Raw genomic sequence first — 23,804 nt, 5'->3', positions numbered from 1 at the left:
TAATGCCCTCCCCTTCATGTCATGTACTATTTGTGTGTGATTAAGCCCCTCTGATAATCTGCAATTTGTGTATATTGATTTTCTAATAATCTTGATAGATTGATGAAAATCGGCATTAATGTTCTGTATTCCTTGGCTGAGTCTTCGATCGGCGTATGTCTGTATGTGCTGCCGATCATGTCGGACACGGCGTCGAAAGAGTCAATTTTTCCTGTTGCATACAGGCCTAAAATGCAGGCGCCGAGACATGAGCTTTCGTAGCTTTCCGGAACGACAACCTCTGATTCGAAGATATCCGACATCATTTGGCGCCAAACCTCCGACCTTGCAAAACCCCCTGTCGCTTGGATGCGGGTTACCGGGCCATCCATGCATTCAGTTAACGCCAAGAACACCGTGTACAGGTTGTAAATGACGCCTTCCAATGCCGCGCGTATCATATGCTCTTTCTTATGCGACATGGTCAGGCCAAAAAATGAGCCGCGTACATCCGGATTCCACAACGGAGCGCGTTCTCCGGCGAGATATGGGTGGAACAGCAGACCGTCAGAACCGGGTCTGACGCGTTGGGCAATTTTCGTCAGCACGTCATATGGATCAATGCCCAGCCGTGTCGCTGTTTCGATTTCGGAGGAGGCAAACTCGTCTCTGATCCAGCGAAGGACGATGCCCCCATTGTTCACAGGTCCCCCAATAACCCAATGCTTGTCCGTCAAGGCATAGCAGAAAATTCTCCCTTTTTCATCGGTTTGCGGCTTGTCAATAATCGTCCGGATGGCACCACTTGTTCCGATGGTGACGGCGATTTCGCCCTTTTTAATGGCGTTGACGCCGAGGTTGGACAGCACGCCGTCGCTGGCCCCGATGACAAAAGGCGTTTCCGGATCGATTCCCATCTGGATCGCTATTTCCGGGCTGCAGTGCTGAAAGATCGCGGTTGTCGGCACGAGTTTGGATAAGTGATCCGGCGTGATGCCTGCGATGCGCAGTGCCTCTTCGTCCCAATCCAAGCCTTTCAGGTTCATCATGCCTGTCGCTGATGCCAAGGAGTAATCGATGACATACTCATTAAACAGCTGTTTAAAAATGTACTCTTTAATTCCGATATATTTTTTTGCCCTGGAAGCGATTTCTTTTCTTTCATTCGTGATCCAGGCAATTTTACTTAACGGTGCCATCGGATGAATCGGTGTTCCCGTCCGTTTGTACACCTCATGTCCGTTCAATTCCTCTTTGATCTTATGCGCCCAGCCTTCACTTCTGTTGTCGGCCCATGTAATGCATGGCGTCAGCGGCTTGTCATTTTCGTCGATTGCAATGACGCTGTGCATGGCGCTGCTGAATGAAATGAAAGAGATCTGTTTTTCGGGATGCTGTTTTGTAATTCTCGCTGTTGTATGGATGACTGCCTGAAAAATCTCTTCCGGATTTTGTTCAGCTGTTGAGATGTCCGGTGTATAGAGCGGGTAGCCGATGCTTTCTTTCTGTACCACATCTCCGTTTTCACTGAACAGCACAGCTTTTGTGCTTGTCGTGCCGATATCGATTCCTAACATATAACTAGTCATTGCTGTATTCAGCTCCTTTTGCCAGCATTTGTTGTGAGAGCCATAGGTCTTCTACCTTATCCTGCACATCATCAAAGTTTTGGTGAAGAGACTGAATCATCAGCGCCCTATCCTTTGTTTTGATGGCTTGAATATAAAGCTCGTGGTTATCTAAAATCCTTGTGAAGTCTTCATACTTTTCCTTTAACCGTACCCGCATCGATAAAAGAATAAAGCTTTCCATGACGGGTTTTAGATTGTTCCAGATCATCTGAATGTATGAATGATCAATCGCTCGGATAATCGTTTCATGGAACAGCACATCTTGAAATGAAAATTCGTCAGCGTCCTCATATTTGATTGAGACTTTCATCATCTCAAGAATTTTGCTGAGATCCTTAACTAAAGGCTCAATGTCTATTTTGACAAGCCGTTCAAAGACAAATGTTTCTAATAGTAACCGCACATCATAAATTTCCGCGATTTTCTTCTCAGTTAAACCAATTACGACCGCTCCCATTCGTTCTAAGCGGATGATTTTTTCGGATGCGAGTATTTTTAGCGCTTCGCGAACCGGCGAACGGCTTACTGAAAACTCGGCGGCGATTGTATTTTCTGATAAAATGGTACCGCTTTCAATCAGGCCTGAAACGATCCGCATTCTCAGCTCGTATGCGACACGAACCCCGGTTGACGCTTTTGAGAGCCATTTTGCGGGATACAACAGGTCTTTGGAGTCTAGCATACACTCACCTTCCTCACTCAAGGAGTATACTTGTATACAAGTATGATAACGTGAATATTTCTTTTATGCAAACACTTTCATTTCTAATTTTTAATAAAATTTTTCCCAATCATTATGGTATTTATTTCTAAATGGAATATGGTACATTGGAGATAACTAGCATAAGTGAATCATGTTTTGAAAGAGGCGATTTGGATGAAAATCATCATTGCACCTGATTCTTTTAAGGAAAGCTTATCAGCTCTGGAGGCAGCCGAAGCGATAGAAAGAGGTTTCAAATCGGTCTTTCCGGGTGCTGATTACAGAAAATTGCCGGTGGCGGACGGCGGCGAGGGAACCGTTCAATCTCTAGTCGATGCGACCAACGGAAGGATCATAGAGCAAGTTGTCACAGGGCCGCTGGGGGAACCGGTGAAAGCTTTCTTTGGCATGATGGGAGATGGGAGAACAGCTGTGATTGAAATGGCTGCTGCTTCAGGGCTGCATCTGGTGCCTATTCATAAGCGAAATCCGCTCATCACTACAACAAGGGGAACGGGAGAATTAATCGGAGCGGCTCTTGATGCAGGAGCGGAGCGTTTGATTATCGGAATCGGCGGAAGCGCCACGAACGACGGGGGAGCCGGGATGATTCAGGCATTGGGCGTAAGGCTTCTTGATAACTCAGGCCGCGAGATTGGCCCAGGGGGCGGCGCGTTATCTCAGCTTGCATCAATAGATGTTAGCGGGCTTGATTCCAGATTGCGGAATGTCAAACTGGAAGTTGCCTGTGACGTGGACAATCCGTTAACAGGACCAAAGGGTGCTACGGCTGTTTTCGGGCCGCAAAAAGGCGCGACGGCCGACATGCTGGATGTACTAGACCAGAACGTAAGCCATTTCGCTGATATGGCAGAAAAAGAGCTCGGATCAACCTTCCGAGATACAGAGGGCGCCGGTGCAGCGGGCGGTCTTGGATGGAGCCTGCTGACTTATCTTCAGGCTGACCTGAAAAGAGGCATTGATATTGTCCTTAATGCGATTGATTTTGAAAGTATCGTTCAGGATGCAGATCTTGTGATTACAGGCGAGGGACGGATCGACAGCCAAACGGTTCATGGAAAAACGCCGATCGGCGTAGCCAAGGCGGCTAAATCATACGATGTGCCCGTCATCGGTATTGCGGGATCAGTATCACGAGACAGTGATGCCGTCTATCAACACGGGATCGATGCGCTTTTCAGCATCGTCCCCGGAGCCGTGCCGCTAGAAGACGCGTTTGAACATGCCGCGGAATATATGGAAAGAACGGCGCGGGACATTGCAGCGTCTATCAAATTGGCGAAAACGATGTTTCTGATATAGCCGATGCACATGCCAATGCATAGCCATCCTTCTTTTTGGGTAGAGACAGTTAACACACAATGAGGAATTCATCCCAGAAGGAGGACGCAGATATGACTGTACAAGAAATCAAAGGCAAAAAACTAGTAAAAGGCATTGCGCCAAATGTGGAGCCGGAAGCTCTGTTAAATGATAAACGAAAAGTATTTTTGTTTGGTTCCCCTAGTTACACAAACATTGGCGACCAAGCGATTGCGTATGCGGAAGAGAAATTTGTCAAAAATCATTTTCCGTATTATGAATACATTGAGATTATGGATTATGCGACGGATGAGGGCATTGAACTGGTGAAGGAGATCATTCGTGAAGACGATATTGTCTGCTTTACAGGCGGAGGGAATTTAGGAAACCTTTATCTTGATATTGAGGAAGACAGAAGAAAGGTCTTTTCGGCGTTTAAAGACTACAAATCAATTTCTCTGCCACAATCCGTTTATTTTGAGGATACAGAGGAAGGACAGAAGGAAAAGAAAAAAACACAGGATGCGTACCATCAAAATACAAACTTAACGATTGCTGCGCGTGAGACGCAAACACTGGATGTTGTGAAAGAGACCTTCAACTCCAATGTGATCTTTACACCGGACATGGTGCTTTCCTTGGATATTGTGCCGCGAGAGCTCGAGCGGGACGGCGTTCTCTTTATTTTAAGAGCGGATAAGGAGAAAGTGACTGACGAAGATTTTATTTCACAGATGAAGCAATGGGCAGAAAAAACAACTTACACAGAGCGTACCGATACGGTGCTGGATACGGTAGACACCATCGATTACGCTGATCGTGAAAAGCATTTTATGGAGATGCTGGACCGCATCGGCTCCAGTAAATTGGTGATTACCGACCGCCTTCACGCGATGATTTTCTCGATTATCACCAAAACACCTTGCCTTGTCTTTGGAAACAGCTATGGCAAAGCCAAACATTCATACCGGGATTGGCTTGAAAGCTTAAACTTCATTGAATATACAGATAAGAATGATGTTGAGGAGCTGGAGCGCATGATTGACCGCCTGCTTCAAGCAGAGCCGAATGACGTTGATTTATCTAAGGACTTTCAGCCGCTGATTGATTTTTTTGCTTCTTAAACGAAAAAGACTGCCCTCCCCCGGGGCAGTCTTTCTTTGTTAAATATGAAACAGCCAGACGACGAGCGGGCCGAAGAATGAGCCGAGCACCGCACAAAGCGTCATGGAGACGGAACTCATGGATACGGCCAATTCCCCATATTCCAACGCTTTGGAGGTACCCAGTGCATGGGAGGCGCTGCCTAATGCAATGCCTTGTCCAAGGGAACTGCGTATGCGAAGCCATTTTAGGAAAAGAGGCCCGAGGATGACGCCTGAAAAGCCCGCAATCATGACAAATACGACTGTCATGGAAGGGACGCCGCCAAGCCCGGCGGCGATCTGAATAGCGACAGGGGTTGTGATCGACTTTGGCAGAATGGATAATAAGAGATCATGATCAATCCCGAATGCTTCTGCGAAGATCAGCCCGCTGATCATTCCCATGCATAATCCGACCAGGACGCCGCCTAAAATGGGAACACAATGTTTGACAATGATATGCCATTGTTTATAAAGCGGATAGGCCAGTGCCACGACAGCCGGCCCAAGCAAAGAATTGATCCATTTCCCCCCGATCATATAGCCTTCATAGGAAACATGGAACATCATCAAAACCGCTACAATCAAAATGGTCGTTGTCAGAACAGGGATCAGAAATGGAAGCGGGAATCGCTTATAGAGTTTGACCATCGCTAAATAAGCGGCAACTGTTAAAAGAATTATAATGATCGCGATACATGCTTGCTGCATTTCTCTTTCTCCTCCCGTTTTTTAGCTTTTTTCTCTAATAGCTGGCTGGCGAATCCAGCCGCAATGATCGTGACGATGGTGCTCAGAACGACTGTAATCAGCAGCATCAGGCCATTGAATGAAATGAGAGACGGATAGTTTATCACTCCTGTCATTGCCGGGATGAACAACAATGGAAGGAAGGATAATAAAAACCCTGCTCCGTCTTCAATGATGGAGACGGGAACAATACGGAGGCCCAAGCAGATCAGAAGCAATACCAATCCAACGATGCTTCCTGACACGGGTAAATGAAACAGATGCTGAATGGCTTCCCCGATCATAAAAAATACATATAATATCAACACTTGCAAGATAATTCGTATGACTTTCACATCAAGTGCTGCTCTCCAATCAGAACAGCTTCCTCCTTTCTGGTGCTTGCTTCTAGGATGGTTCTGAGGAATCGCTTTACTTTCTTTTTATATGATTGTACTATACAAGTATAATGATTGATTTATTCATATAACGACTTGTATTTATTCAGTTAATGTACATTTGTATTATACAAGTATATATGATGTTGTCAATGCCGGAGATTGGAATAGGGAGCGAGAGCGATTGCAAAATCAAAATCCAGTTGAATTAATTGAATATGAGCTGACGACTTTTATCAGGAGAGCTGTTTATCTGGATCAATCGGAGAAAAGAACAGGGAATTTGGAGAGATCTTCGTACTTATTACTGAGACAATTGGATGAGTTTGGGCCTGCTCGTGTTAAGAAATTGGCTGAATCGTTTAAGCTTGATATTTCTACTCTTTCAAGACAAGCAGCTGCATTAGAGGCAAAGGAGCTCATCTATCGTTTCTCAGACCCGTCTGATGGGAGAGTCAGCCTGTTTACCATTACAAAACTCGGCAAACAACTATTAAAAGCCGATCAGCAAAAGCGCCTTGAACGTTATGAACAGATGCTGAAAGAATGGTCAACACAGGAAAAAGAGATGTTTGGCGAGCTGCTGCAGCGTATGAACAAGGCTTTTATCGATTAACTGCTGAAAAACCCATGGTTCGCTGGAACAGCATGGGTTTTTCTTATGGTCAGAGATTATCTGCATCGTTTGGCGGCAGCCCAAGCCACTAGTCCGGCAACAACAGCCGCCGATACAATGGGGCGCTTCGTCGCTTTTGTGTAGTAGCTTCTTGACCTCATCCATCCTTTATTTGTGCCTCTGTCATGCATACCGCAGCCCGCATCATAAAGAGCGCTTTCTTCTCGCGGTTTGGACGGTCTTTCGGCATGCTGGCTGTGATACATGATTTTTTCCATCAGTCTGTCGGTCAGACGAGGGAAAAGCGCGCCCAGCATGGCGATGGCTTTGGCCTGTGAGCCGATGTACATGTCGCGCTTAGGGTGTTCGGCGGCAAACAGGATAGCTTCGGCGACTGCTTCCGGTGGATAGATCATGGAGCGGTAATGAGCCGGCTGTTTGTCGAGGTAGCTGTGCGCATGCTCGTTATAAGGTGTGTCAATTCTGCCCGGGTGGATGAGCGTTACCGAGACGGGCGCCTGTTCCTTTTCGAGCTCCATTCGGATGCTTTCCGTCCAGCCGTGAAGCGCAAATTTGGCAGACGCATATGTGGATTGAATGACCGTTCCCCTGTCTCCGAACAGGCTTCCTACATTAATGAGTGCGCCCGGCACACCTCTGCCGGTGTAGTGTTTGACAGCCGCTCTTGTTCCGTAAACAGGTCCCCAGAAATTTGTGTCGAACATGCGCTTCATGTCTTCGACGGTGACGTCCATGGCATGTCCGAAAGTCGAGACGGCCGCATTGTTGACCCATGTGTCAAAGTGGCCGAATGTGCTGATCGCGGTTTCTGCGATGCGGTTGACGTCCTCTTCTTTTCCGACATCCGCCTTTACCCATATGGCGTCGTGCCCTTTTTCCTTAAGTTCATCAGTGAGCTCCTTCAGCGCCTCTTCATTTCGCGCTGCTGCCACGACCTTTGCGCCTTTTTCAGCTGCCATTCTCGCCGTGACAAGTCCGATACCGCTTGAAGCGCCGGTAATGACGATCACCTGATCCTTAAGCTTTTTCAGTTTGAGCTTTGTTTTTATGGCGGGGTTTTGTCGTTCAAGCTGTTCTGTATTCGTGACTGAATGATCGATTGTCATTGAGAGATCCCTCCTAGACGCTGTTTTTGTACATTACCCCATCCGGAAGGGTCTTACCCCTTTTGACAATCACAGGGTTCTTTTTTATATTATATAAGTCGCTCTACCATACCTAGGAGGGAATGTTTTAATGACTAGCAGAGGAGATTCACGTGAAAAAATCCTTCACACGGCGTCACGTCTGTTCCAGCTGCAAGGATATCACGCGACAGGTTTGAACCAGATTGTAAAAGAAAGCGGTGCTCCTAAGGGATCGCTTTATCACTTTTTTCCGAAGGGCAAAGAAGAACTAGCAATTGAAGCGGTTACATATACAGGTAAGATCGTTGAACATCTGATACAGAAAAGCATGGATGAATCCTCTGATCCTGTTGAAGCGATTCAGCTTTTTATCAAAAAAACAGCCAGCCAATTTGATAACACAGAAAGCATTAAAGGTATTCCAGTCGGTTTGCTGGCGAGTGAGACAGCGTTAATCAGTGAACCGCTGCGGACGGTTTGCATGAAGGTGTTTAAAAGCTGGGAAGCGGTTTTTGCCAGAAAATTAATGGAAAACGGATTTGCAGAAGAAGAAGCAAATCAGCTTGGAACGCTGATTAATTCGATGATTGAGGGCGGCATCATGCTTTCGTTAACGAATAAAGACAAAACGCCTCTTCTTCTCATTGCCGAACAAATACCAGTGCTGGTGAGAAAAAAAGGGTAGCATTTTGTTATCCTTTCTCCTACAATTATATAGAACGGTCTAGACAAATAAATGATAATATATAGACTGGTCTAAATTGGAGGAAGCGATAATATGAAAACATTATGTAAACATTCATTGCCTAAAGAAAAAATGCCTTATTTGCTCCGGAGCGGAGAAGGCGAGCGCTATCTGTTCGGCAGACAGGTTGCCACGGTGATGGCGAATGGGAGGAGCACAGGTGATTTGTTTGAGATCGTGCTTCTTTCCGGGGGAAAAGGAGATGCCTTTCCGCTTCACGTCCACAAGGACACACATGAAGGAATTCTCGTTTTGGACGGGAAACTGGAACTGACACTTGATGGTGAACGCTATTTATTAATATCAGGTGATTATGCCAACATTCCGGCGGGAACACCGCACAGCTACCGGATGCAGAGCCACAGAACAAGACTGGTATCTTACACGATGAAAGGAAACGTAGCGCACTTGTATTCCGTTATTGGGAATCCGTATGATCACGCTGAACATCCGCCGTACGCAAGCGAAGAAGTCTCAAACGAGCGATTTGCAGAAGCAGCCGCTGTAGCGGACATTGTATTTCTAGATGAAGGAAAGCCTGCATGTTCGGCCAAATTAGCGGAACTTACAGAGCTGCCAGATGGAGCGGTTCCATACGTTCTTGAATCTGGAGAAGGAGATCGCCTGTTGACTGGAGATCAGCTTCACCGCATTGTGGCTGCACAAAAAAATACAGATGGCCAGTTTATCGTCGTATCCTCTGAAGGCCCTAAAGGTGACCGAATCGTTGATCACTACCATGAACATCATACAGAAACATTTTATTGCCTTGAAGGTCAGATGACGATGTGGGCAGATGGCCAGGAAATTCAGCTGAATCCGGGAGATTTCCTGCATGTCCCTGCAAATACCGTTCACTCCTATCGCCTTGATCCTTACTATACAAAGATGGTGGGCGTATTGGTTCCTGGTTTATTTGAACCGTTTTTCCGGACGTTAGGCGACCCGTATGAAGGCCACATCTTCCCATGTGAGCCTCAGGCTTTGCGCTTTGATCGCGTTTTGCAGAATATCGAAGCATTAGATTTAAAGGTGATGAAACCATAAAGATGACAAGATTGTAAGGTTTTCATGCCGGCCTGACACCTAAATCGATGTTTCCGCGCTTCATTTTTTCATACCCTTAAGGTACAGAAAAAAGGAGCGTGATGGCTATGTCTTCATTACAGCCGACTTTAACAAATGAGCGGATCGGTGTGCTTGATGTGCTGAGAGGAATGGCGATTTTCGGCATCTTATTTGTCAATCTGGCACATTTTAGTTATCCGGATATGTATTTGTCTATGCTTGGAAAAGAGAATTTTTTCATGGATAAGTGGTCTGAAGCTGATTTTGCCGCCGCAGACATACTGAAATTCTTCATTCAAACAAAATGTATTTTATTGTTTTCCTTTTTATTTGGATTTGGCATGGTTGTCATGATGGAGAGAGCAGAAAACAAAGGGAAACGGTTTGTTCCGTTATATGTGAGAAGGTTAATGGCGCTTCTCTTGTTTGGAACGATTCATGCCTTTTTGATATGGGACGGGGATATTTTAACAGAATATGCCCTGCTCGGTTTTGTCCTGCTCTTGTTTCGAAAAGCAAAGCCGAAAACACTGCTGATATGGGCGGTCTCTTTGTATCTTCTGTTTTCCATTCCGTTCATGTTGACAAGTTTTGATCAATCAAACGGACAGGAATGGGTACAAGCGGTAACACAGCAGGCAAAACAAGCGATTCATGTTTATGGAAGCGGCAGCCTGAGGGACATTGCAGAACAACGGATCCATGATCGTCTTGTTTACATGTCTTCGAATGGCATGCTTACGTATAATCCGCTCAACTTTTTCTTTGCATCCATTCCATATTTCAGCATGTTTTTGCTGGGAGCTGCGGCAGCAAAATCACGGTATTTGCATGAACCGGAAAAGCATCGCAAAGGATTAAAACGATTATGGATGGCTGGGCTTGTCATCGGCATCGGCGCCCATGTGCTGTACAGTGTAACGGAAAAGGAACTATTTCTGCTGATTGGCGCGCCTTTCCTCATGTTTTTCTATGTTACAACGGTTGTCTATCTTTATCATAAAACAAAAGTGAGAACAGTGTTGCAATCATTCTCCGCTGTTGGGAGGATGGCATTTACCAATTATTTGATGCAGTCTATTGTGTGTACTTGGATTTTTTATCATTACGGCTTGGGCCTGTATGGAAAAGTGTACCCTGCTGCGGGCGTGCTCATTACAATTGCTGTTTGTGCCGTTCAAATGGTCTTCAGCCACCTTTGGCTTCGTGTCTTTCGGATGGGGCCGTTTGAGTGGCTGTGGAGAAGCGCTACGTATCTGTCGTGGCAGCCTATTGTAAAGAAAACAAAAGTCTAGATGCCTATTGGCGTCTAGACTTTTTTCTATTATTTATACACGACACGTGTTTTGCAAATGATGTCATGCAGGCCTTTTTTCTCTCCAAAGGCGATCATGATAAACCCGATATAAAAGATGATTCCAGATAAGATATAGGCAAAGTAACGGCCAATTCCCTGTCCGACAGAAACCCGTTCGCCTTGTTCATTGACCACTTTCAGGCCAAGAATTTTTTTGCCAAGTGTGCCTTGCATTTTAGAAGCTGTGAGCAGCCCGTAATATAATACGCTGATGACGATCATGATCAGCATAGTAGGCAAAAATGCAAGCGTCATGTATTTCACTAAATACTCTTCTTCCGTCATGTAAGGGTTTGTTGCCACAGCCCCAGCTACAAAAACAGAATTGATCACAAATAGAATAATATAACTAGGAACAGATACAATAATGCCATCAATAAAATAAGCTAAAAAACGAATCCAAAATCCTGCTGGTTTTTCCATGTATTTTTCTCTCTCCTCTGAATTAATCTGGAATAGTATACTTTGAAAAACAAGTACATGCAATATGGTATGGTGATAAAATCCTGATATTACAGAAAAATGAGTCTTTTATCCTTTGTTTTTTACTATATAAATATACTAGAAAGAAGCATAGCATTTGTGTATGCATTCTGGAATTTTTTAATAAATAATGAATTTTCTACACAGCTCTCTTATAATGAAAAGGTTAATATTTCTATCTAAGGAGGAGTTTGATGTCTAGAAAAAACAGCGTGGCGATCATGACAGCCATTTCTGCGTTTCTTTTTTGCGCTGTGATCGTGGCGGCTTCACTTTCGCCGCTGGCCGGAACGGGAGCGGCGGCCAATCAGTTTAATTCAGTTGGCATGTGGTCAGCTGTCGGTATGATCCTTGTATTGTATTTCATTCCATTTCTCGTTTATATGCTCGGAGTCGATGCAATGAGGTATGTCATGGCGGTGCTTTGCGGCTTCGGGCTTTTGATTCATTTGTCTTCGGCCGGTTTTATCTTGATGTTTAGTTTCTTTAGTGACCATCTGCTTTCTGAGGTGATCTTTGTTTTCGGAATTAGTCTCGCTGCGGCTGCTGTCAACGTCATTTGGTTTGTGTCTGCATTTCGGCCGGGTGCTGAAAAAACGTCTGCGCATACACTTACATAGTTTTCTAGTTTGTGATGGTTTTGTGAAATAGATTTATAAAATGGATGAATATGTTATGATGGTCACAAATTAGAAGTTACATATAATGGGGGTCTCAATGATGGTCAAGTCATTTCGTATGAAAGCTTTGATTGCGGGAGCTGCGGTGGCGGCGGCTGTTTCGGCCGGCGCTGTTTCTGATGTGCCCACTGCCAAAGTGCTTCAGCCGACAGCTGCTTATGCGGCGGAAACGGTGTTTTCTCAAAATAATGGAGCATCTGGCTTTTTGCCAGGAAGATATGATGTACAAGCGATGGCGCCTGCCATGTTTAACTGGTCACGCGAAAGCCGGTTCGCCGGAAATACAGACGGGACGCTGAAATGGCAAAACGACATCAGAACGACTCCGCAAAATGGAGCGGGGGCTGTGATTGACGGAGACGGCACAGTATATCTTCATTCCAGAGACGGGGAAATGAAAGCCTTTAATCCAGACGGCTCAGTCAAATGGGTGACTGGCAATCTTGGAAAAACATATACGCAATCTCCTGTACTTGGGACCAACGGCGTTATCTATTTGGCATCCTATGACAAAAAGATTTATTTTATTGACAAAGAAACGGGAGAAATTTTAACAACGGTTCCGTTAAGCGGCGGGCCAAGCTCTGAAACTGTGATCGGTTCAGACGGGACGTTGTATTTCTCAACACTTGATAATTATGTTCACGCGATCAAACCGACGTCAAAATCAACCTGGACAGAGCGCTGGAAGTTGAAAACAAATGGTGTCGTCAGCTCTGTGCCGGTGCTTGCCAAAAACGGCACCGTGTATGTCGGCACATATAATTACGTGTTTTATGCGATCAACTCCGGAACCGGACAGGTGAAATGGTCCAGAACGACGTCAAATGCGTTTAAAGGATATCCGGTGATTGATAAGGACGGAAACATTTATGCCGGCAACCAAGATGGACAGCTGTATGCCTATACATCAACAGGCAGTTTGAAATGGACATTCCCGTTAAACGGGTTCTCCAGCTCATCTCCTGCGATTGATCATAATGGCAATATCTACATCGGCTCAGGAAGCGGCGAGCTGTTTTCCATCAACAAAAACGGGGATATGAACTGGTCATTCTATACAGACGGTCCTGTCAGAACGGCGCCGCTGATTGACGCGAAGGGAACGGTGTATTTCGGGTCAGATGATATGAAGGTTTATGCGGCAGACGCAAACGGCAATGAATTATGGAGCTATCAAACCGACAGCAACGTCGTGTCTTCTCCTCAGCTCGCTGAGGACGGAACGCTTTATATTGGAAGTTATACGAAGCTGATGGCTTTTGGGAAATAGTAAAACAGGCTGGCGAGGTTAACTCGGCAGCCTGTTTTTTGATCAATCAAGATATTTATTTTTATAGACAACCTTTGTCCCGCAAATATAATCATGTAATGCCAGTTTAGAGGGAAAGGCCGCCATGATAAAACCGATATATAAGATCTTAGATAATGTGTAAGCGAAGAAACGGCCGAAGCTGTGCCAAAAAGAAATACGCTCACCATGCTGATTGACAACGATGATGCCCATGAGTTTTTTTCCAAATGCTGCTTGCATGTTTGAAGAAGTCAGCAAGCTATAGTAAAGAATAGCGAAAATAAATATGATGGCCAAAACAGGGATTGTGCCAATGATCAACATGAAAAACTCATATTGGGCTTCTGACATGTGTGTACCTGCCGCATCAATGAGTGGCAACACAATGAAGGTGTTAATGAAAATCATAATGAAAGAGAATATAGCTATAATAAATACATCAATAATAGAGGCGGCTGCCCGAATCCAAAATCCTGCTGGTTTTTCCATGTATCATTTTACTCCTTTGAAGTTTTCTGGGATATTATACGTTAGAGGCTGCAGGGTTTGGTCTCGTAGTAAAAATGGTATTTTATCACTTTTAATCTCTTTATTTAGGTGATATAAAGATAAAAAAAGAACCTGCAAGATGATGCAGATTCTCTTCGTTACGATTATTTGGAGGCTTGAATAAATACACCCTTCTCATGAGAAAACTCTTTGAATCCGTATACCCCATGATAGGAGCCGATTCCGCTTGTGTTTACGCCGCCGAATGGCAGGTTGACGTCACTGAAATGGACGACGACATCATTGATGGCGGCATTTCCTGATGTCGTGTGCTGAAGGACGTTGTCAATCAGGTCTTGGTTTTTGCTGAACACATAAAGTGCAAGCGGTTTATCGCGGTCATTTACGTAATCGATGACCTCGTCGATGTCTTCATAGTTCATCATTGGCAGGATCGGTGCGAAGATTTCCTCCTGCATGATTTTCATGTCAGGCGTGACGTTTTTCAAAACGGTTGGCGAGATCGTGCGGTCGCTGGCATCGAATACGCCGCCGAACACCACTTCCGCCCCTTTTTCGATGGCATCGTCGAACAGATCTTTGACGCGGTTGAAGTTGCGGTCATTGACGATCTGCGTAAATTTGCTGCGGTCTGGGTTATGATCATCCTCCATAAATCCAGCGTTGACGACTGTTTGTAAAATCCCCGCGAACCGGTCCTGAACGTCTTTTTTAATGAACAGGTAATCAGGTGCGATGCAGGTTTGGCCGGCGTTTACGAATTTCCCGACGGCGATCTTTTTCGCTGCGTCCATCAGATCGTATTCACTGTCGATAATCGTCGGGCTCTTGCCGCCAAGCTCAAGTGTGACAGATGCCAAGTGTTTGGCAGCCGCTGTCATGACGATTTTCCCGACATTTGTGCTTCCAGTGAAGAAAATGTGGTCGAACGGCTGATCAAGTAGTTCGGTTGCCACCTCAACCTCTCCTTCAAAAATCGCGACTTCTTTTTCATCAAAAGCGTCTCTTATCACTTTAGCGGCAATGTTGCTCGTGTTCATCGTGAAATCGGACAGCTTCACAATCGCGCTGTTTCCGGCTGCGAGAGAAGCGGCAAGCGGCGCCATCGTCAGCATAAACGGATAGTTCCACGGGCCGAGGATGAGTGTGACGCCTTTAGGCTCGTACATAAGAATTCCGTTTGCGTCAGGGCTTAACGATGAACCGACTTCTTTAGGCGCCATCCATTGTTCCAGGTTATTCATATTATCTCTAATCGCTTTTTTTGTTCCTTCGATTTCCGCTTTTTTGACTTCGTGATATGGTTTGCGGACGTCTTTGCGGATCGCTTCGATGATTTCTTCTTCATGGGCGATGACGGAATCTAAAAAGCGTTGAAGCTTTTCTCTCCGCTGTTCCGCTGTTGAAGCGCGCAAGGCTTTTTGCTGTTTTTTCTGAAGCTGAAAGACACGCTGGATGTCGTCCTTTACTTGCTGTTCCATTGTAAAATCCCCCTCATTTGCTTTCTTCTTTTCTCGGACCTATTATAAGGTGGTACCTTTTCTGTAAGAAAGACAACGGTGAACCATCTATACGTTACCGTACATATATCGAAGATCTGTCTAATGATTGGGGGTGTCTTTTGTGCCGGAATCTGCCGAAGCTCAAGTGAAAGAGGCGTTGCTGGCCTTATTGAAAGATAGAGATATTCAACACATCACAATGAAAGAAATCGCTGAGAAGGCCAAAGTGAGCCGCGGATCGCTCTACCTTTATTATGAGGATAAGTTTTCAATCATTGAGGATTTAATCGAAGACATGAAGGAAGGGCTGGGCAAAGCGCTTTTTGACGCCTTCAGTCATATGGATACCCTTCATTTGAACAAAAAACGGCAAACGGTGCATCCGACGCTGTCCTTTGTTCATGAGCATCGATCCTTTTTTTCTGTGATGATGAACAGAGGGCATTTCCATCGTTTTTTTAGGGATGTGTTTCAGCAGGATGTTCTGCTGACTCCGGTCCATGTGAATTTGACGCCGATCGAACGGGAAATTTACGGACATTACCGGGCCTTGTACACGTACGCGATTATCCTGTATTGGCTGAATGAGGATGCGGCCGCGACTCCGGAAGCTATCAGCCAAAAGGTATGGGAGCTTGTTTCTCAAAAGAGATTTTATTGGCTGTTTGGACAAGCTGTGCCAGGAGAGCGAGAGAAGGACAAGCAAATCGACAGGCGTGTGGTTCGAACGAGAGAGGCGCTCCAGAAGGCATTTCTGGACGTGCTGGCGGAGAAAAAAGACTACGCAGCCATCACAATTTCGGATATTACCCGGAAAAGCAATATCCGCCGTGCAACCTTTTATGATCACTATGCCAATAAGGAGGAATTGCTCCAAACCATGATACAGCGATCATGTGCGGAGATCATTGATCACCTGACGATTGCCTCCAGCCCGAATGAATTTTCCTTAAAGGAAGCGGAGAAGGCGCTCGCCAGTCTGCTTTCTGCTTTGTCAAAGATGCCCATTGTCCATTTTCTCAATCGGGAATGGGGTGTTCCTCATGTGATACCTGATATGTTCAAAGCGCTGGAATCGTTTTATCTGCATCAGCAAACTGATATTCACGCAGAGAAAAAGCTTTATGCCCATTATGTATCCGCAATGATTATTGGGTTGCTTTTGTATCGGCTGGATGAAGGAAAGGCGCATCCGCCTGAAGTGCTGGCGAGGGAATTTTTGCAGTTTTTGGATGTGAAAAAGTATAAGGTTGTATTGCTTTGAAAGACAAAAAGAGAGGGACATCCCCTCTCTTATTTCGTTTCTTTCTTCCATTTCTCATCAATCAGCATTTTCCCTGGCCATGTGTATGCCATGATGCCGCCGTCTGCGGTGATGTCCTCTCCTGTGACGTATGAGCTGTCGTCTGACGCGAGGAACAGGGCCACTGTCGCCATTTCCTTCGGCTGGCCGAGGCGGCCGAGCGGCGTGACCCATTTGTTGGCTTCGCGGAATTTTTCACCCATTTCCTGTTCTTTGGTGCCTGCTAATTTGTCAATCAGCGGGGTTTCGATCGTACCCGGTGAAATGGAATTGACGCGGATGCCGTTCCGTGCGTAGTCGATCGCCATCGCTTTTGTCAGGTTGGTGATGCCGCCTTTTGCTGCGTTGTAGCCCGAGCGGTCAAGGTCCGCGGCACGGCCTGACATGGAGGAGGTGTTGATGATGGAGCCTCCATTTTCGAGCATGAGCGGAATCAGATATTTGCTGCAAAGGAATGTGCCGCGCAGGTCGACAGCGATAATGCGGTCAAACAGGTCAACCGGATATTCGTGCACCTTTCCGCCTTCCTGATCAACGCCGGCATTATTAAACAGAATATCAATCGTTCCGCATGCATCCTTGATTTGATCAGCAAATGCTTTCACACTGTTTTCATCTGACACATCGAGGTGAAAGGATTCGGCCTGTCCTCCGTTTTTTCTGATTGCGTCAACTGTTTCTTCCATTTGATCTTTATTGATATCTCCGATGATCACACGCGCGCCTTCATTGGCAAAAACCTCTGCCGTCGCTTGCCCAATGCCTGTCGCGGCGCCTGTGATCACTGCTGTTTTGTTTTCAAGTCTTCCCATGATACGAGACCTCCTTTTTCTATTTGTCTTCCCGCTATGTGCAGTGATAAACATGCGAGAAAAGAAAGGCCGGCATATGTTAAGATGAATTAGAAATTGTTGGGAGGTTTGTATGTGTGAAGGTACAGCATAAGAAGGAGCTCAAGTTTTATTGCTTCATTACCATTCCATCTGCATTTGTTGTGCTGACTGTCATCTCTTTTTTATTGCAAGAGATTACGTTTCCGGTGACTGCAAGCGCATTTCTGAATGCTTCATGGCATAATCTTTTGTTTTTGATACCGTTCGGTTTGTTTTTCTACCCGGTGCATATATGGATGAAGCGGGAGTTTGGCCGCTGGAATGACACAGAAAAAAAGAGAGGATGATGAAGCCTCTCTTTTTTATGAGAATGAGTGAGAAAAAGAGTGAAAACAAATCCAACTAATGTTAAATTTACATATATATGCATCTATCAATCTAATTGACAATTGTCATCTTATGTGATAAATAGATGCTGAAAAGGGTTTACATAATGGTAAAGGAGCGATCAAGAGTGGCGAAAAAAGAGTTTAAAGCAGAGTCTAAACGCTTGCTGGATATGATGATTAACTCCATTTATACCCAAAAAGAAATTTTCCTGCGCGAGTTAATCTCCAATTCGAGTGATGCGATTGACAAAATCTATTACAAAGCGCTTACGGACGATGCGCTTACGTTTGATAAAGACAGTTACTACATAAAGGTCGCAGCTGACAAAGATGCGAGAACATTAACCATCTCTGATACGGGGATCGGAATGACAAAGGATGAGCTTGAACAGCATCTTGGAACAATTGCAAAAAGCGGTTCCCTCGCGTTTAAAAAGGAAAACGAGCTGAAAGACGGACATGACATTATCGGGCAGTTCGGTGTCGGTTTTTACGCGGCATTTATGGTTGCCGATGTCGTGACAGTCATCAGTAAAGCGCTTGGCAGCGAAGAGGCTTATAAATGGGAGTCTGCGGGTGCAGACGGCTATACGATTGAGCCGTGTGAAAAGGATTCTGTCGGTACAGACATTATCCTGAAAATCAAAGAGAACACAGAGGATGATAGCTATGACGAGTTTTTAGAGGAATATCGTTTAAAAGCGATCATCAAGAAGTACTCCGACTTCATTCGCTACCCGATCAAAATGGATACAACCATTAATAAGCCGAAGGAAGGCAGCGAAAATGAATTTGAAGAGGTGCAGGAAGAGCAGACGGTCAACAGCATGGTGCCGATCTGGAGAAAAAACAAAAGCGAGCTGACAGATGAGGATTATGAAAAATTCTATGCTGAAAAGCATTACGGGTTTGATAAACCGCTGACACACGTTCATATTAGTGTGGATGGAGCCGTTCGCTACAACGCGATTCTATTCGTCCCTGAAAACATGCCGTTTGACTACTATTCCAAGGAATATGAGAAAGGCTTGGAGCTGTATTCCAATGGCGTGCTGATCATGAATAAGTGCGCAGACCTGCTACCGGACCACTTCAGCTTTGTGAAGGGCATGGTCGATTCTGAGGATCTGTCGCTGAATATTTCCAGAGAAATGCTGCAGCATGACCGCCAGCTGAAGCTGATCGCGAAAAACATCAGCAAGAAAATCAAAAGCGAGCTGCAAAGCCTGTTGAAAAAAGACCGCGAGAAATACGAGACGTTCTACAAGTCGTTCGGCAGACAGCTGAAATTCGGCGTGTACAATGATTTTGGCGCGAATAAGGATCAATTGAAGGATCTCCTATTATTCTACTCTTCAAAAGAGAAAAAACTGGTCAGCTTAGACGAGTATGTTTCCAGAATGCCAGAGGAGCAGAAATACATTTATTACGCGACCGGTGATTCTTACGACCGCATTGAGAAACTGCCGCAAACGGAAATGGTGGCGGACAAAGGCTATGAAATCCTCTACTTTACTGAGGACATCGATGAGTTTGCAATTAAAATGCTGGCTTCTTATCAGGAAAAAGAATTCAAGTCCGTATCAAGCGGAGACCTTGGCATAGACACGGATGAGGATCAAAAGCAGTCCGAGGAAGAGGAAAGCAAGTATAAGGATCTGTTTGAGGAAATGAAAAACATTCTGTCAGACAAAGTGAAAAACGTCAGAATCTCAAAACGGCTTAAATCACATCCAGTCTGCCTTGCTGCTGACGGCGAAGTGACAATTGAGATGGAAAAAATCTTAAACGCGATGCCTGACAGCCAAAATGTGAAGGCGGAAAAAGTGCTGGAAATCAACCCAAATCATGAGGTATTCCAAACGCTGCAGGACGCGTTTGAACAAGATAAAGAGAAGCTGAGCCTGTACACAAACCTTCTGTACAATCAGGCGCTTCTCATCGAAGGCCTGCCGATTCAGGACCCCGTGGAATTTACGAACAATATTTGCAAGGTCATGGTGTAAACAGAAAAAGGAATCGTCCCATAAGGAGACGATTCCTTTTTTTTATAAAGTACGCTCATTCAGCACTTGGTTTTGGGTGCTTTTCTTCTTTTTAAACCGTTTTTTCAGGCTTGCTTCAATTTCCTCCAAGCTTTTCCCTTTGGTTTCCGGTACCATGTAGAACGCGAAGAAAAATGAGAGAAGACAAATGACTGAGAAAACCATAAAGACCCATGCGATGCCCATCGCGCTTAGCATCAGCGGGAAGACAAGCGACACGATCAGGTTAGCCGCCGATAACACCAAAGTCGTGAACCCTGTCGCGGCTCCGCGTGCTTTGGATGGGAAGAGCTCAGGCATGAGCACCCACACTACCGGACCCCATGTCGCCTGGTAAAAGACGATATAGACGCCTAGAAAGACTACTGTCATCCACGCTGTTGATGCGGAAAGTCCGAGCGTTAGGAGCACGCCTGATAAAGCAGCAAGGCTCAGTGTGATGCCGACACTTCCCCAGATCAGAAGTTTTTTGCGTCCGACACGGTCAATTAAGATCATGGCAGTGATACACATGATGACGTTAAGGACGCCGATTCCCATTGTGCCGAGTGCGGAAGCTGACGTGCCAAGACCGGCCTTCGTAAAAATGGTCGGCGCGTAGTAGATGACCGTGTTAATGCCGACCGCCTGCTGGAAAATGGCAAGGCCGACGCCAATCAGAAGCATGGGGCGAATCCATTTGGCTTTCAGCACGCCAAGTGTCGTTTCTTTTTTCTCCGCTTCCCCTTGCTTCATCTCTGCCAATTCCATTTCGATGTCTTTGGGGTCATGAGTGATGTTCATGATGCGTCTCGCTTCTTCTTCACGGCCGCGCTTCACGAGCCATCTTGGCGATTCCGGCATGAACGCGATGCCGATTAATAGAAGCACGGCAGGCACTGCGGCCAGACCGACCATCCAGCGCCACGCTTCAAACGGTGTGAACAGGTAGTTCACAATATAGGCGAGCAAAATTCCTGTGACAATCATTAAGTTGTTCATTGTGCCGAGTGTACCGCGAATTTTTGTCGGTGCCATTTCGGAAAGATACACGGGCACAAGCGCCGTTGAACCGCCGACGGCCAATCCGAGAATCACCCTAGATGCAATCAGCATGCCGATTGTTTGAGAAAACGCGCAAGCGAGCGCACCGATAATAAAAATGATGGAAAGGACAAATACAACCTTTCTCCTGCCCCAGCGGTCTGAGCATGTGCCGCTCAAGGCAGAACCGAAAATCGCGCCAAGGAGCAGCATGCTGACAACCAATCCTTCTGTCAATGTCGTTAAAGGAATATCGTTATTGATAAACAGGAGTGCTCCTGAGATAACGCCTGTATCGTAACCATATAGCAGTCCCCCTAAAGCGCCGAAAAAGTAGATCATATATTTCCTTGTGTCTTTCTTCACAAATGTCTCCTCCTCAGTTGTTGAGCCAATGAGTATCTAAAAATATGTAACAAAGTTAATAGATTAGTACCCATTTCCTATCTCATTTGAAACATTTGTTTTGAAAAAACGGAAACTTTATAGCCAAAAGGCGGGGTATTGGCGATTTTTTCGTAAGTTATTAATAATGAGAGCAATGATCACGATGATGACAGACCCAATGAGCACGGGAAATACTAAATAACTCCAAGCATATGCCCCTTGAATGACAACAATCGGGTCGGCGCCGGCAGGAGGATGAGTGGTTTTGGTCAGCATCATCAAGCAAATGGCAAGCCCTGTCCCCAATGCAAAGGTCCATGGATGGGCGCCGAATATGTGAAGGACAACAATCCCGGTAAGCGCGGAAATAAAATGGCCGCCAATCACATTTCTCGGTTGTGATAATGGAGCATTCCAAGCGCTGAAGACGAGCACACAGCTTGCCCCAAAAGGCGCCATTAACCATAAGCTTGATGTATAAGCGGTCAACGAAGCCAGTGTTAATATGGTCATAAATCCTCCGATAAGCCCTGTAACAGCGTCTTTGCCGTTTACCCGTAAAGGCGTTTTTCCTGTCCCTTTCATTTTTAAAAAGAAGTTGTTTTCCAAATTTATCCCTCCAGTATGTATAGAATAATAGGTAAATACTAACCTGTCAATTTAATTTTTAGGGGTTAATTTATCAAAACAATAAAAAAACCGTTCGCTGGGGAACGGATTCTTACTCATGATTTATTTTTTTCTGATGGCGTGAGACCTTATGTCTGTTGCCGCATATCTTCATCGAGCACCATTTTCGTCTTCCTGTTTTATCAAGAAAAAGCAAAATGCACTTTTCGTTTGCGCACCGTTTCAGCTGTTGGATTTCTTTTGTGTGAATCAGCCCTAACGCATCGTAAGCGATAAGCGATAAAATGGAATCATCTGGTTTTCCATTCGGAATGCGGGCAAGTTTGTCATCTATGATTTGATAAGAAAAAGGAGCGGCGGTGATTTGGTCTTGCAGGAAAGAGATAAAAGCTGGGGAAGGTTCGCTGCCCTCGGCTATACACTCAAAGTGTTTTCTCAGCTCAGCCCGGAATTGATGAATCCGCTGCAATTGTCCCCGGACTTCCTGTAGCGTCAAAGAACTGAGAAAAGGAGCAGTTTCTCCCATTATTTCAAACCATGTCATCAGGTCTTTTTCTGACTGGATGAGATCGTGCCGTTTATCATAGCTTACGATTTCAGTATTCACAAGATCGACAGATAGGTTATGTGTGATAAGAGGGAATTGAGCATTTGCCATTGTGATCATTCCTTTCAAAATTATTGTAAGCGCCAAAACCTTTTTGACGCAAGGATATGAATAAAAGGAGGTTTTGCATGTTATCTCTCAGGCGGTCTGCTGATTAAGGGGAGATGCTCTACCTGTCTACTGGAAAACCATTATAAAAAACCTTACTCGCCCGGAGTAAGGTTTTGGTTTTTATTCGCCCTCGTTGACAAAAACCAAGGCGGAGAAGCCTTTTTTCTTATCAAATTGCAATTCAACGACGGTAACGTCCGGATTGAAGTTGTGGTATTCCTCTAAGAACTGAATAATGCCTTCTGAAATGTCATCTGACATAAGCTGCTTGTGGTGCAGGCCAAATGTAGCTTCAGCGAAGAACCCTGTACGCTTGTTATAAGATAGCTCCTTTACTTCAACGTCTTCAGGGTAGATATCTTCTTCATTGGAAATATACACGCAAATTCCGTCTACAATTTCTTGCTCATTTAATATTAATCTCATTGCCTAAAATCTCCTTCTGTACGTCTTTGGTGCTTTAAATGCGCGAATCAGTGCGATGACAATGATTAAAATAATGATTAAAGCGATGATATCCACGATCCAGGCAATGGGTGAAGCGCCATAAGAAACATAGCCGGGGCCTCCGACTGGATGATAGGTGTAACCCCACGGGTGCATCATGCTGATCATGAACATACCCATTGTAAATCCGCTATAATATCCAAACCATCCTGATGGCGCGAAACCTGCGTGATAGTAATGATTGACTGAAACATAACGTCCGCCAACATAAGCTTTAGACGTTTTTCCGCTGTATGTCTTTCCGGTTACTTTTGATGTAGCGCCGGAAAAGGTGCCTGACGATTTTTTAGAGCTTGAGGAGCTTGCCTTTTCCGAAGGCTTCTTTTTAAGCGAAATCGATGATGATGAATCGTCAGGCGTCTTGGATTTTTTGCTAGAAGAGCTTGATCCTGAGCTGTAGCTTGATTTCGGGCTTGATTTATAGCTTCCGCTGTATGACGAGCTTGAACTTCGGCTGCTGTAACTAGATGATGAGCGGCCGCTAAAGCTCTTTGCATGAGAAATCGTTGATGGCAGCAGTACACCTAAAGCAACGGTTACTGCAACTAAGGCTTTTACATATTTAAGTTTCATTCTGTTTCCTCCATAGACCATCGAAACGGTCCGCTATTCTGACCAGCAAATAAAAGAAGCTGGGTCAGCTTTATTTCATATGAGC

The 23,804-nt window shown here is 45.2% G+C and carries 25 protein-coding genes; 11 read left to right on the top strand and 14 right to left on the bottom strand.

Annotated elements, in window-relative coordinates; translation table 11 throughout:
* Positions 1-26: 26 nt before the first annotated feature.
* Entirely contained in the window at positions 27-1,568 is a 1,542-nt protein-coding gene (gene gntK, locus FB592_RS04840) for a gluconokinase (protein ID WP_141949334.1), read from the bottom strand.
* Positions 1,561-2,292 (bottom strand): gluconate operon transcriptional repressor GntR, encoded by a 732-nt coding sequence (gene gntR, locus FB592_RS04835; RefSeq protein WP_014478509.1) that lies wholly within the window; start codon positions 2,290-2,292, stop codon positions 1,561-1,563. Before gntR ends, gntK begins: the two co-directional genes overlap by 8 nt.
* A gap of 195 nt (positions 2,293-2,487) precedes the next feature.
* On the opposite strand from gntR, the gene FB592_RS04830 reads away from it, so the two are divergent.
* The gene (locus FB592_RS04830; protein WP_141949333.1) at positions 2,488-3,636 is read left to right on the top strand and encodes a glycerate kinase; all 1,149 of its coding nucleotides are present in this window, start codon (positions 2,488-2,490) and stop codon (positions 3,634-3,636) included.
* Between the two features lie 92 nt (positions 3,637-3,728).
* Positions 3,729-4,760, top strand: coding sequence for a polysaccharide pyruvyl transferase family protein (locus FB592_RS04825; RefSeq protein WP_021481049.1), 1,032 nt, complete (start codon positions 3,729-3,731; stop codon positions 4,758-4,760).
* Positions 4,761-4,799: 39 nt separating this feature from the next.
* Here the strand turns inward: FB592_RS04825 and FB592_RS04820 are convergent, their stop codons facing one another.
* A complete protein-coding gene (locus FB592_RS04820) occupies positions 4,800-5,492 on the bottom strand; it encodes an LrgB family protein (protein ID WP_014478506.1) in 693 nt (230 codons plus the stop codon).
* Positions 5,462-5,866 (bottom strand): CidA/LrgA family holin-like protein, encoded by a 405-nt coding sequence (locus FB592_RS04815; protein ID WP_009968420.1) that lies wholly within the window; start codon positions 5,864-5,866, stop codon positions 5,462-5,464. The genes FB592_RS04820 and FB592_RS04815 overlap by 31 nt, the downstream gene beginning before the upstream one ends.
* Before the next feature lie 226 nt (positions 5,867-6,092).
* Here FB592_RS04815 and FB592_RS04810 point away from each other — a divergent pair, with 226 nt between their 5' ends.
* Positions 6,093-6,524 (top strand): MarR family winged helix-turn-helix transcriptional regulator, encoded by a 432-nt coding sequence (locus tag FB592_RS04810; RefSeq protein WP_141949332.1) that lies wholly within the window; start codon positions 6,093-6,095, stop codon positions 6,522-6,524.
* 56 nt (positions 6,525-6,580) lie between these two features.
* On the opposite strand, the gene FB592_RS04805 is transcribed toward FB592_RS04810, so the two are convergent.
* Positions 6,581-7,651, bottom strand: coding sequence for an SDR family oxidoreductase (locus FB592_RS04805; protein ID WP_049140847.1), 1,071 nt, complete (start codon positions 7,649-7,651; stop codon positions 6,581-6,583).
* 130 nt (positions 7,652-7,781) lie between these two features.
* Here FB592_RS04805 and yxaF point away from each other — a divergent pair, with 130 nt between their 5' ends.
* The 3 genes from yxaF to FB592_RS04790 all read left to right on the top strand — a co-directional run bounded on the left by yxaF (position 7,782) and on the right by FB592_RS04790 (position 10,780).
* Positions 7,782-8,357: a transcriptional regulator YxaF gene (gene yxaF / locus FB592_RS04800; protein WP_032725021.1), complete on the top strand. Its 576-nt coding sequence runs from the start codon at positions 7,782-7,784 to the stop codon at positions 8,355-8,357.
* A 93-nt stretch (positions 8,358-8,450) separates the two neighbouring features.
* On the top strand, positions 8,451-9,464 hold the full coding sequence (qdoI, locus tag FB592_RS04795) for a quercetin 2,3-dioxygenase (RefSeq protein ID WP_141949331.1): 1,014 nt from the start codon (positions 8,451-8,453) through the stop codon (positions 9,462-9,464).
* A gap of 107 nt (positions 9,465-9,571) precedes the next feature.
* Positions 9,572-10,780 carry a DUF418 domain-containing protein gene (locus FB592_RS04790; protein WP_032725023.1) on the top strand — a complete coding sequence of 403 codons (1,209 nt, stop codon included), beginning with the start codon at positions 9,572-9,574 and terminating at the stop codon, positions 10,778-10,780.
* Between the two features lie 29 nt (positions 10,781-10,809).
* Here the strand turns inward: FB592_RS04790 and FB592_RS04785 are convergent, their stop codons facing one another.
* Positions 10,810-11,265, bottom strand: coding sequence for an RDD family protein (locus tag FB592_RS04785; protein WP_015250840.1), 456 nt, complete (start codon positions 11,263-11,265; stop codon positions 10,810-10,812).
* A gap of 254 nt (positions 11,266-11,519) precedes the next feature.
* On the opposite strand from FB592_RS04785, the gene FB592_RS04780 reads away from it, so the two are divergent.
* The gene (locus FB592_RS04780) at positions 11,520-11,945 is read left to right on the top strand and encodes a DUF5391 family protein (RefSeq protein WP_021481044.1); all 426 of its coding nucleotides are present in this window, start codon (positions 11,520-11,522) and stop codon (positions 11,943-11,945) included.
* A gap of 100 nt (positions 11,946-12,045) precedes the next feature.
* The gene (locus FB592_RS04775) at positions 12,046-13,278 is read left to right on the top strand and encodes an outer membrane protein assembly factor BamB family protein (RefSeq protein WP_141949330.1); all 1,233 of its coding nucleotides are present in this window, start codon (positions 12,046-12,048) and stop codon (positions 13,276-13,278) included.
* Positions 13,279-13,320: 42 nt separating this feature from the next.
* Here FB592_RS04775 and FB592_RS04770 read toward each other — a convergent pair whose 3' ends face one another.
* Positions 13,321-13,788, bottom strand: coding sequence for an RDD family protein (locus tag FB592_RS04770; protein WP_015715027.1), 468 nt, complete (start codon positions 13,786-13,788; stop codon positions 13,321-13,323).
* A 164-nt stretch (positions 13,789-13,952) separates the two neighbouring features.
* Positions 13,953-15,290, bottom strand: coding sequence for an aldehyde dehydrogenase family protein (locus tag FB592_RS04765; protein WP_021481042.1), 1,338 nt, complete (start codon positions 15,288-15,290; stop codon positions 13,953-13,955).
* Positions 15,291-15,432: 142 nt separating this feature from the next.
* Between FB592_RS04765 and FB592_RS04760 the strand changes: the two genes are divergently transcribed.
* Positions 15,433-16,575 carry a TetR/AcrR family transcriptional regulator gene (locus FB592_RS04760; protein ID WP_021481041.1) on the top strand — a complete coding sequence of 381 codons (1,143 nt, stop codon included), beginning with the start codon at positions 15,433-15,435 and terminating at the stop codon, positions 16,573-16,575.
* A gap of 29 nt (positions 16,576-16,604) precedes the next feature.
* Here the strand turns inward: FB592_RS04760 and FB592_RS04755 are convergent, their stop codons facing one another.
* On the bottom strand, positions 16,605-17,426 hold the full coding sequence (locus FB592_RS04755; RefSeq protein WP_015385126.1) for an SDR family oxidoreductase: 822 nt from the start codon (positions 17,424-17,426) through the stop codon (positions 16,605-16,607).
* Positions 17,427-17,542: 116 nt separating this feature from the next.
* Here FB592_RS04755 and FB592_RS04750 point away from each other — a divergent pair, with 116 nt between their 5' ends.
* On the top strand, positions 17,543-17,794 hold the full coding sequence (locus FB592_RS04750) for a hypothetical protein (RefSeq protein ID WP_014481429.1): 252 nt from the start codon (positions 17,543-17,545) through the stop codon (positions 17,792-17,794).
* A gap of 167 nt (positions 17,795-17,961) precedes the next feature.
* Positions 17,962-19,842 (top strand): molecular chaperone HtpG, encoded by a 1,881-nt coding sequence (htpG, locus tag FB592_RS04745; RefSeq protein WP_021481039.1) that lies wholly within the window; start codon positions 17,962-17,964, stop codon positions 19,840-19,842.
* Positions 19,843-19,884: 42 nt separating this feature from the next.
* Here the strand turns inward: htpG and FB592_RS04740 are convergent, their stop codons facing one another.
* The 5 genes from FB592_RS04740 to FB592_RS04720 all read right to left on the bottom strand — a co-directional run bounded on the left by FB592_RS04740 (position 19,885) and on the right by FB592_RS04720 (position 23,719).
* A complete protein-coding gene (locus tag FB592_RS04740) occupies positions 19,885-21,270 on the bottom strand; it encodes a sugar porter family MFS transporter (protein WP_141949329.1) in 1,386 nt (461 codons plus the stop codon).
* Between the two features lie 117 nt (positions 21,271-21,387).
* Positions 21,388-21,876 (bottom strand): HPP family protein, encoded by a 489-nt coding sequence (locus tag FB592_RS04735; RefSeq protein ID WP_223497743.1) that lies wholly within the window; start codon positions 21,874-21,876, stop codon positions 21,388-21,390.
* A 136-nt stretch (positions 21,877-22,012) separates the two neighbouring features.
* A complete protein-coding gene (locus tag FB592_RS04730; protein WP_032725148.1) occupies positions 22,013-22,588 on the bottom strand; it encodes a CGNR zinc finger domain-containing protein in 576 nt (191 codons plus the stop codon).
* A gap of 171 nt (positions 22,589-22,759) precedes the next feature.
* Positions 22,760-23,065, bottom strand: a complete 306-nt coding sequence (locus FB592_RS04725; RefSeq protein ID WP_032725031.1) for a YxcD family protein — start codon at positions 23,063-23,065, stop codon at positions 22,760-22,762.
* 3 nt (positions 23,066-23,068) lie between these two features.
* Positions 23,069-23,719 carry a hypothetical protein gene (locus FB592_RS04720; protein WP_019712600.1) on the bottom strand — a complete coding sequence of 217 codons (651 nt, stop codon included), beginning with the start codon at positions 23,717-23,719 and terminating at the stop codon, positions 23,069-23,071.
* Positions 23,720-23,804 lie beyond the last annotated feature (85 nt).

It is taken from the genome of Bacillus sp. SJZ110, from assembly GCF_006715455.1.
GTDB classification, from domain to species: Bacteria; Bacillota; Bacilli; order Bacillales; family Bacillaceae; genus Bacillus; species Bacillus subtilis.
The sequence above is the reverse complement of the archived record's forward strand: the minus strand, read 5'-3'. Positions and strand labels throughout refer to the sequence as shown.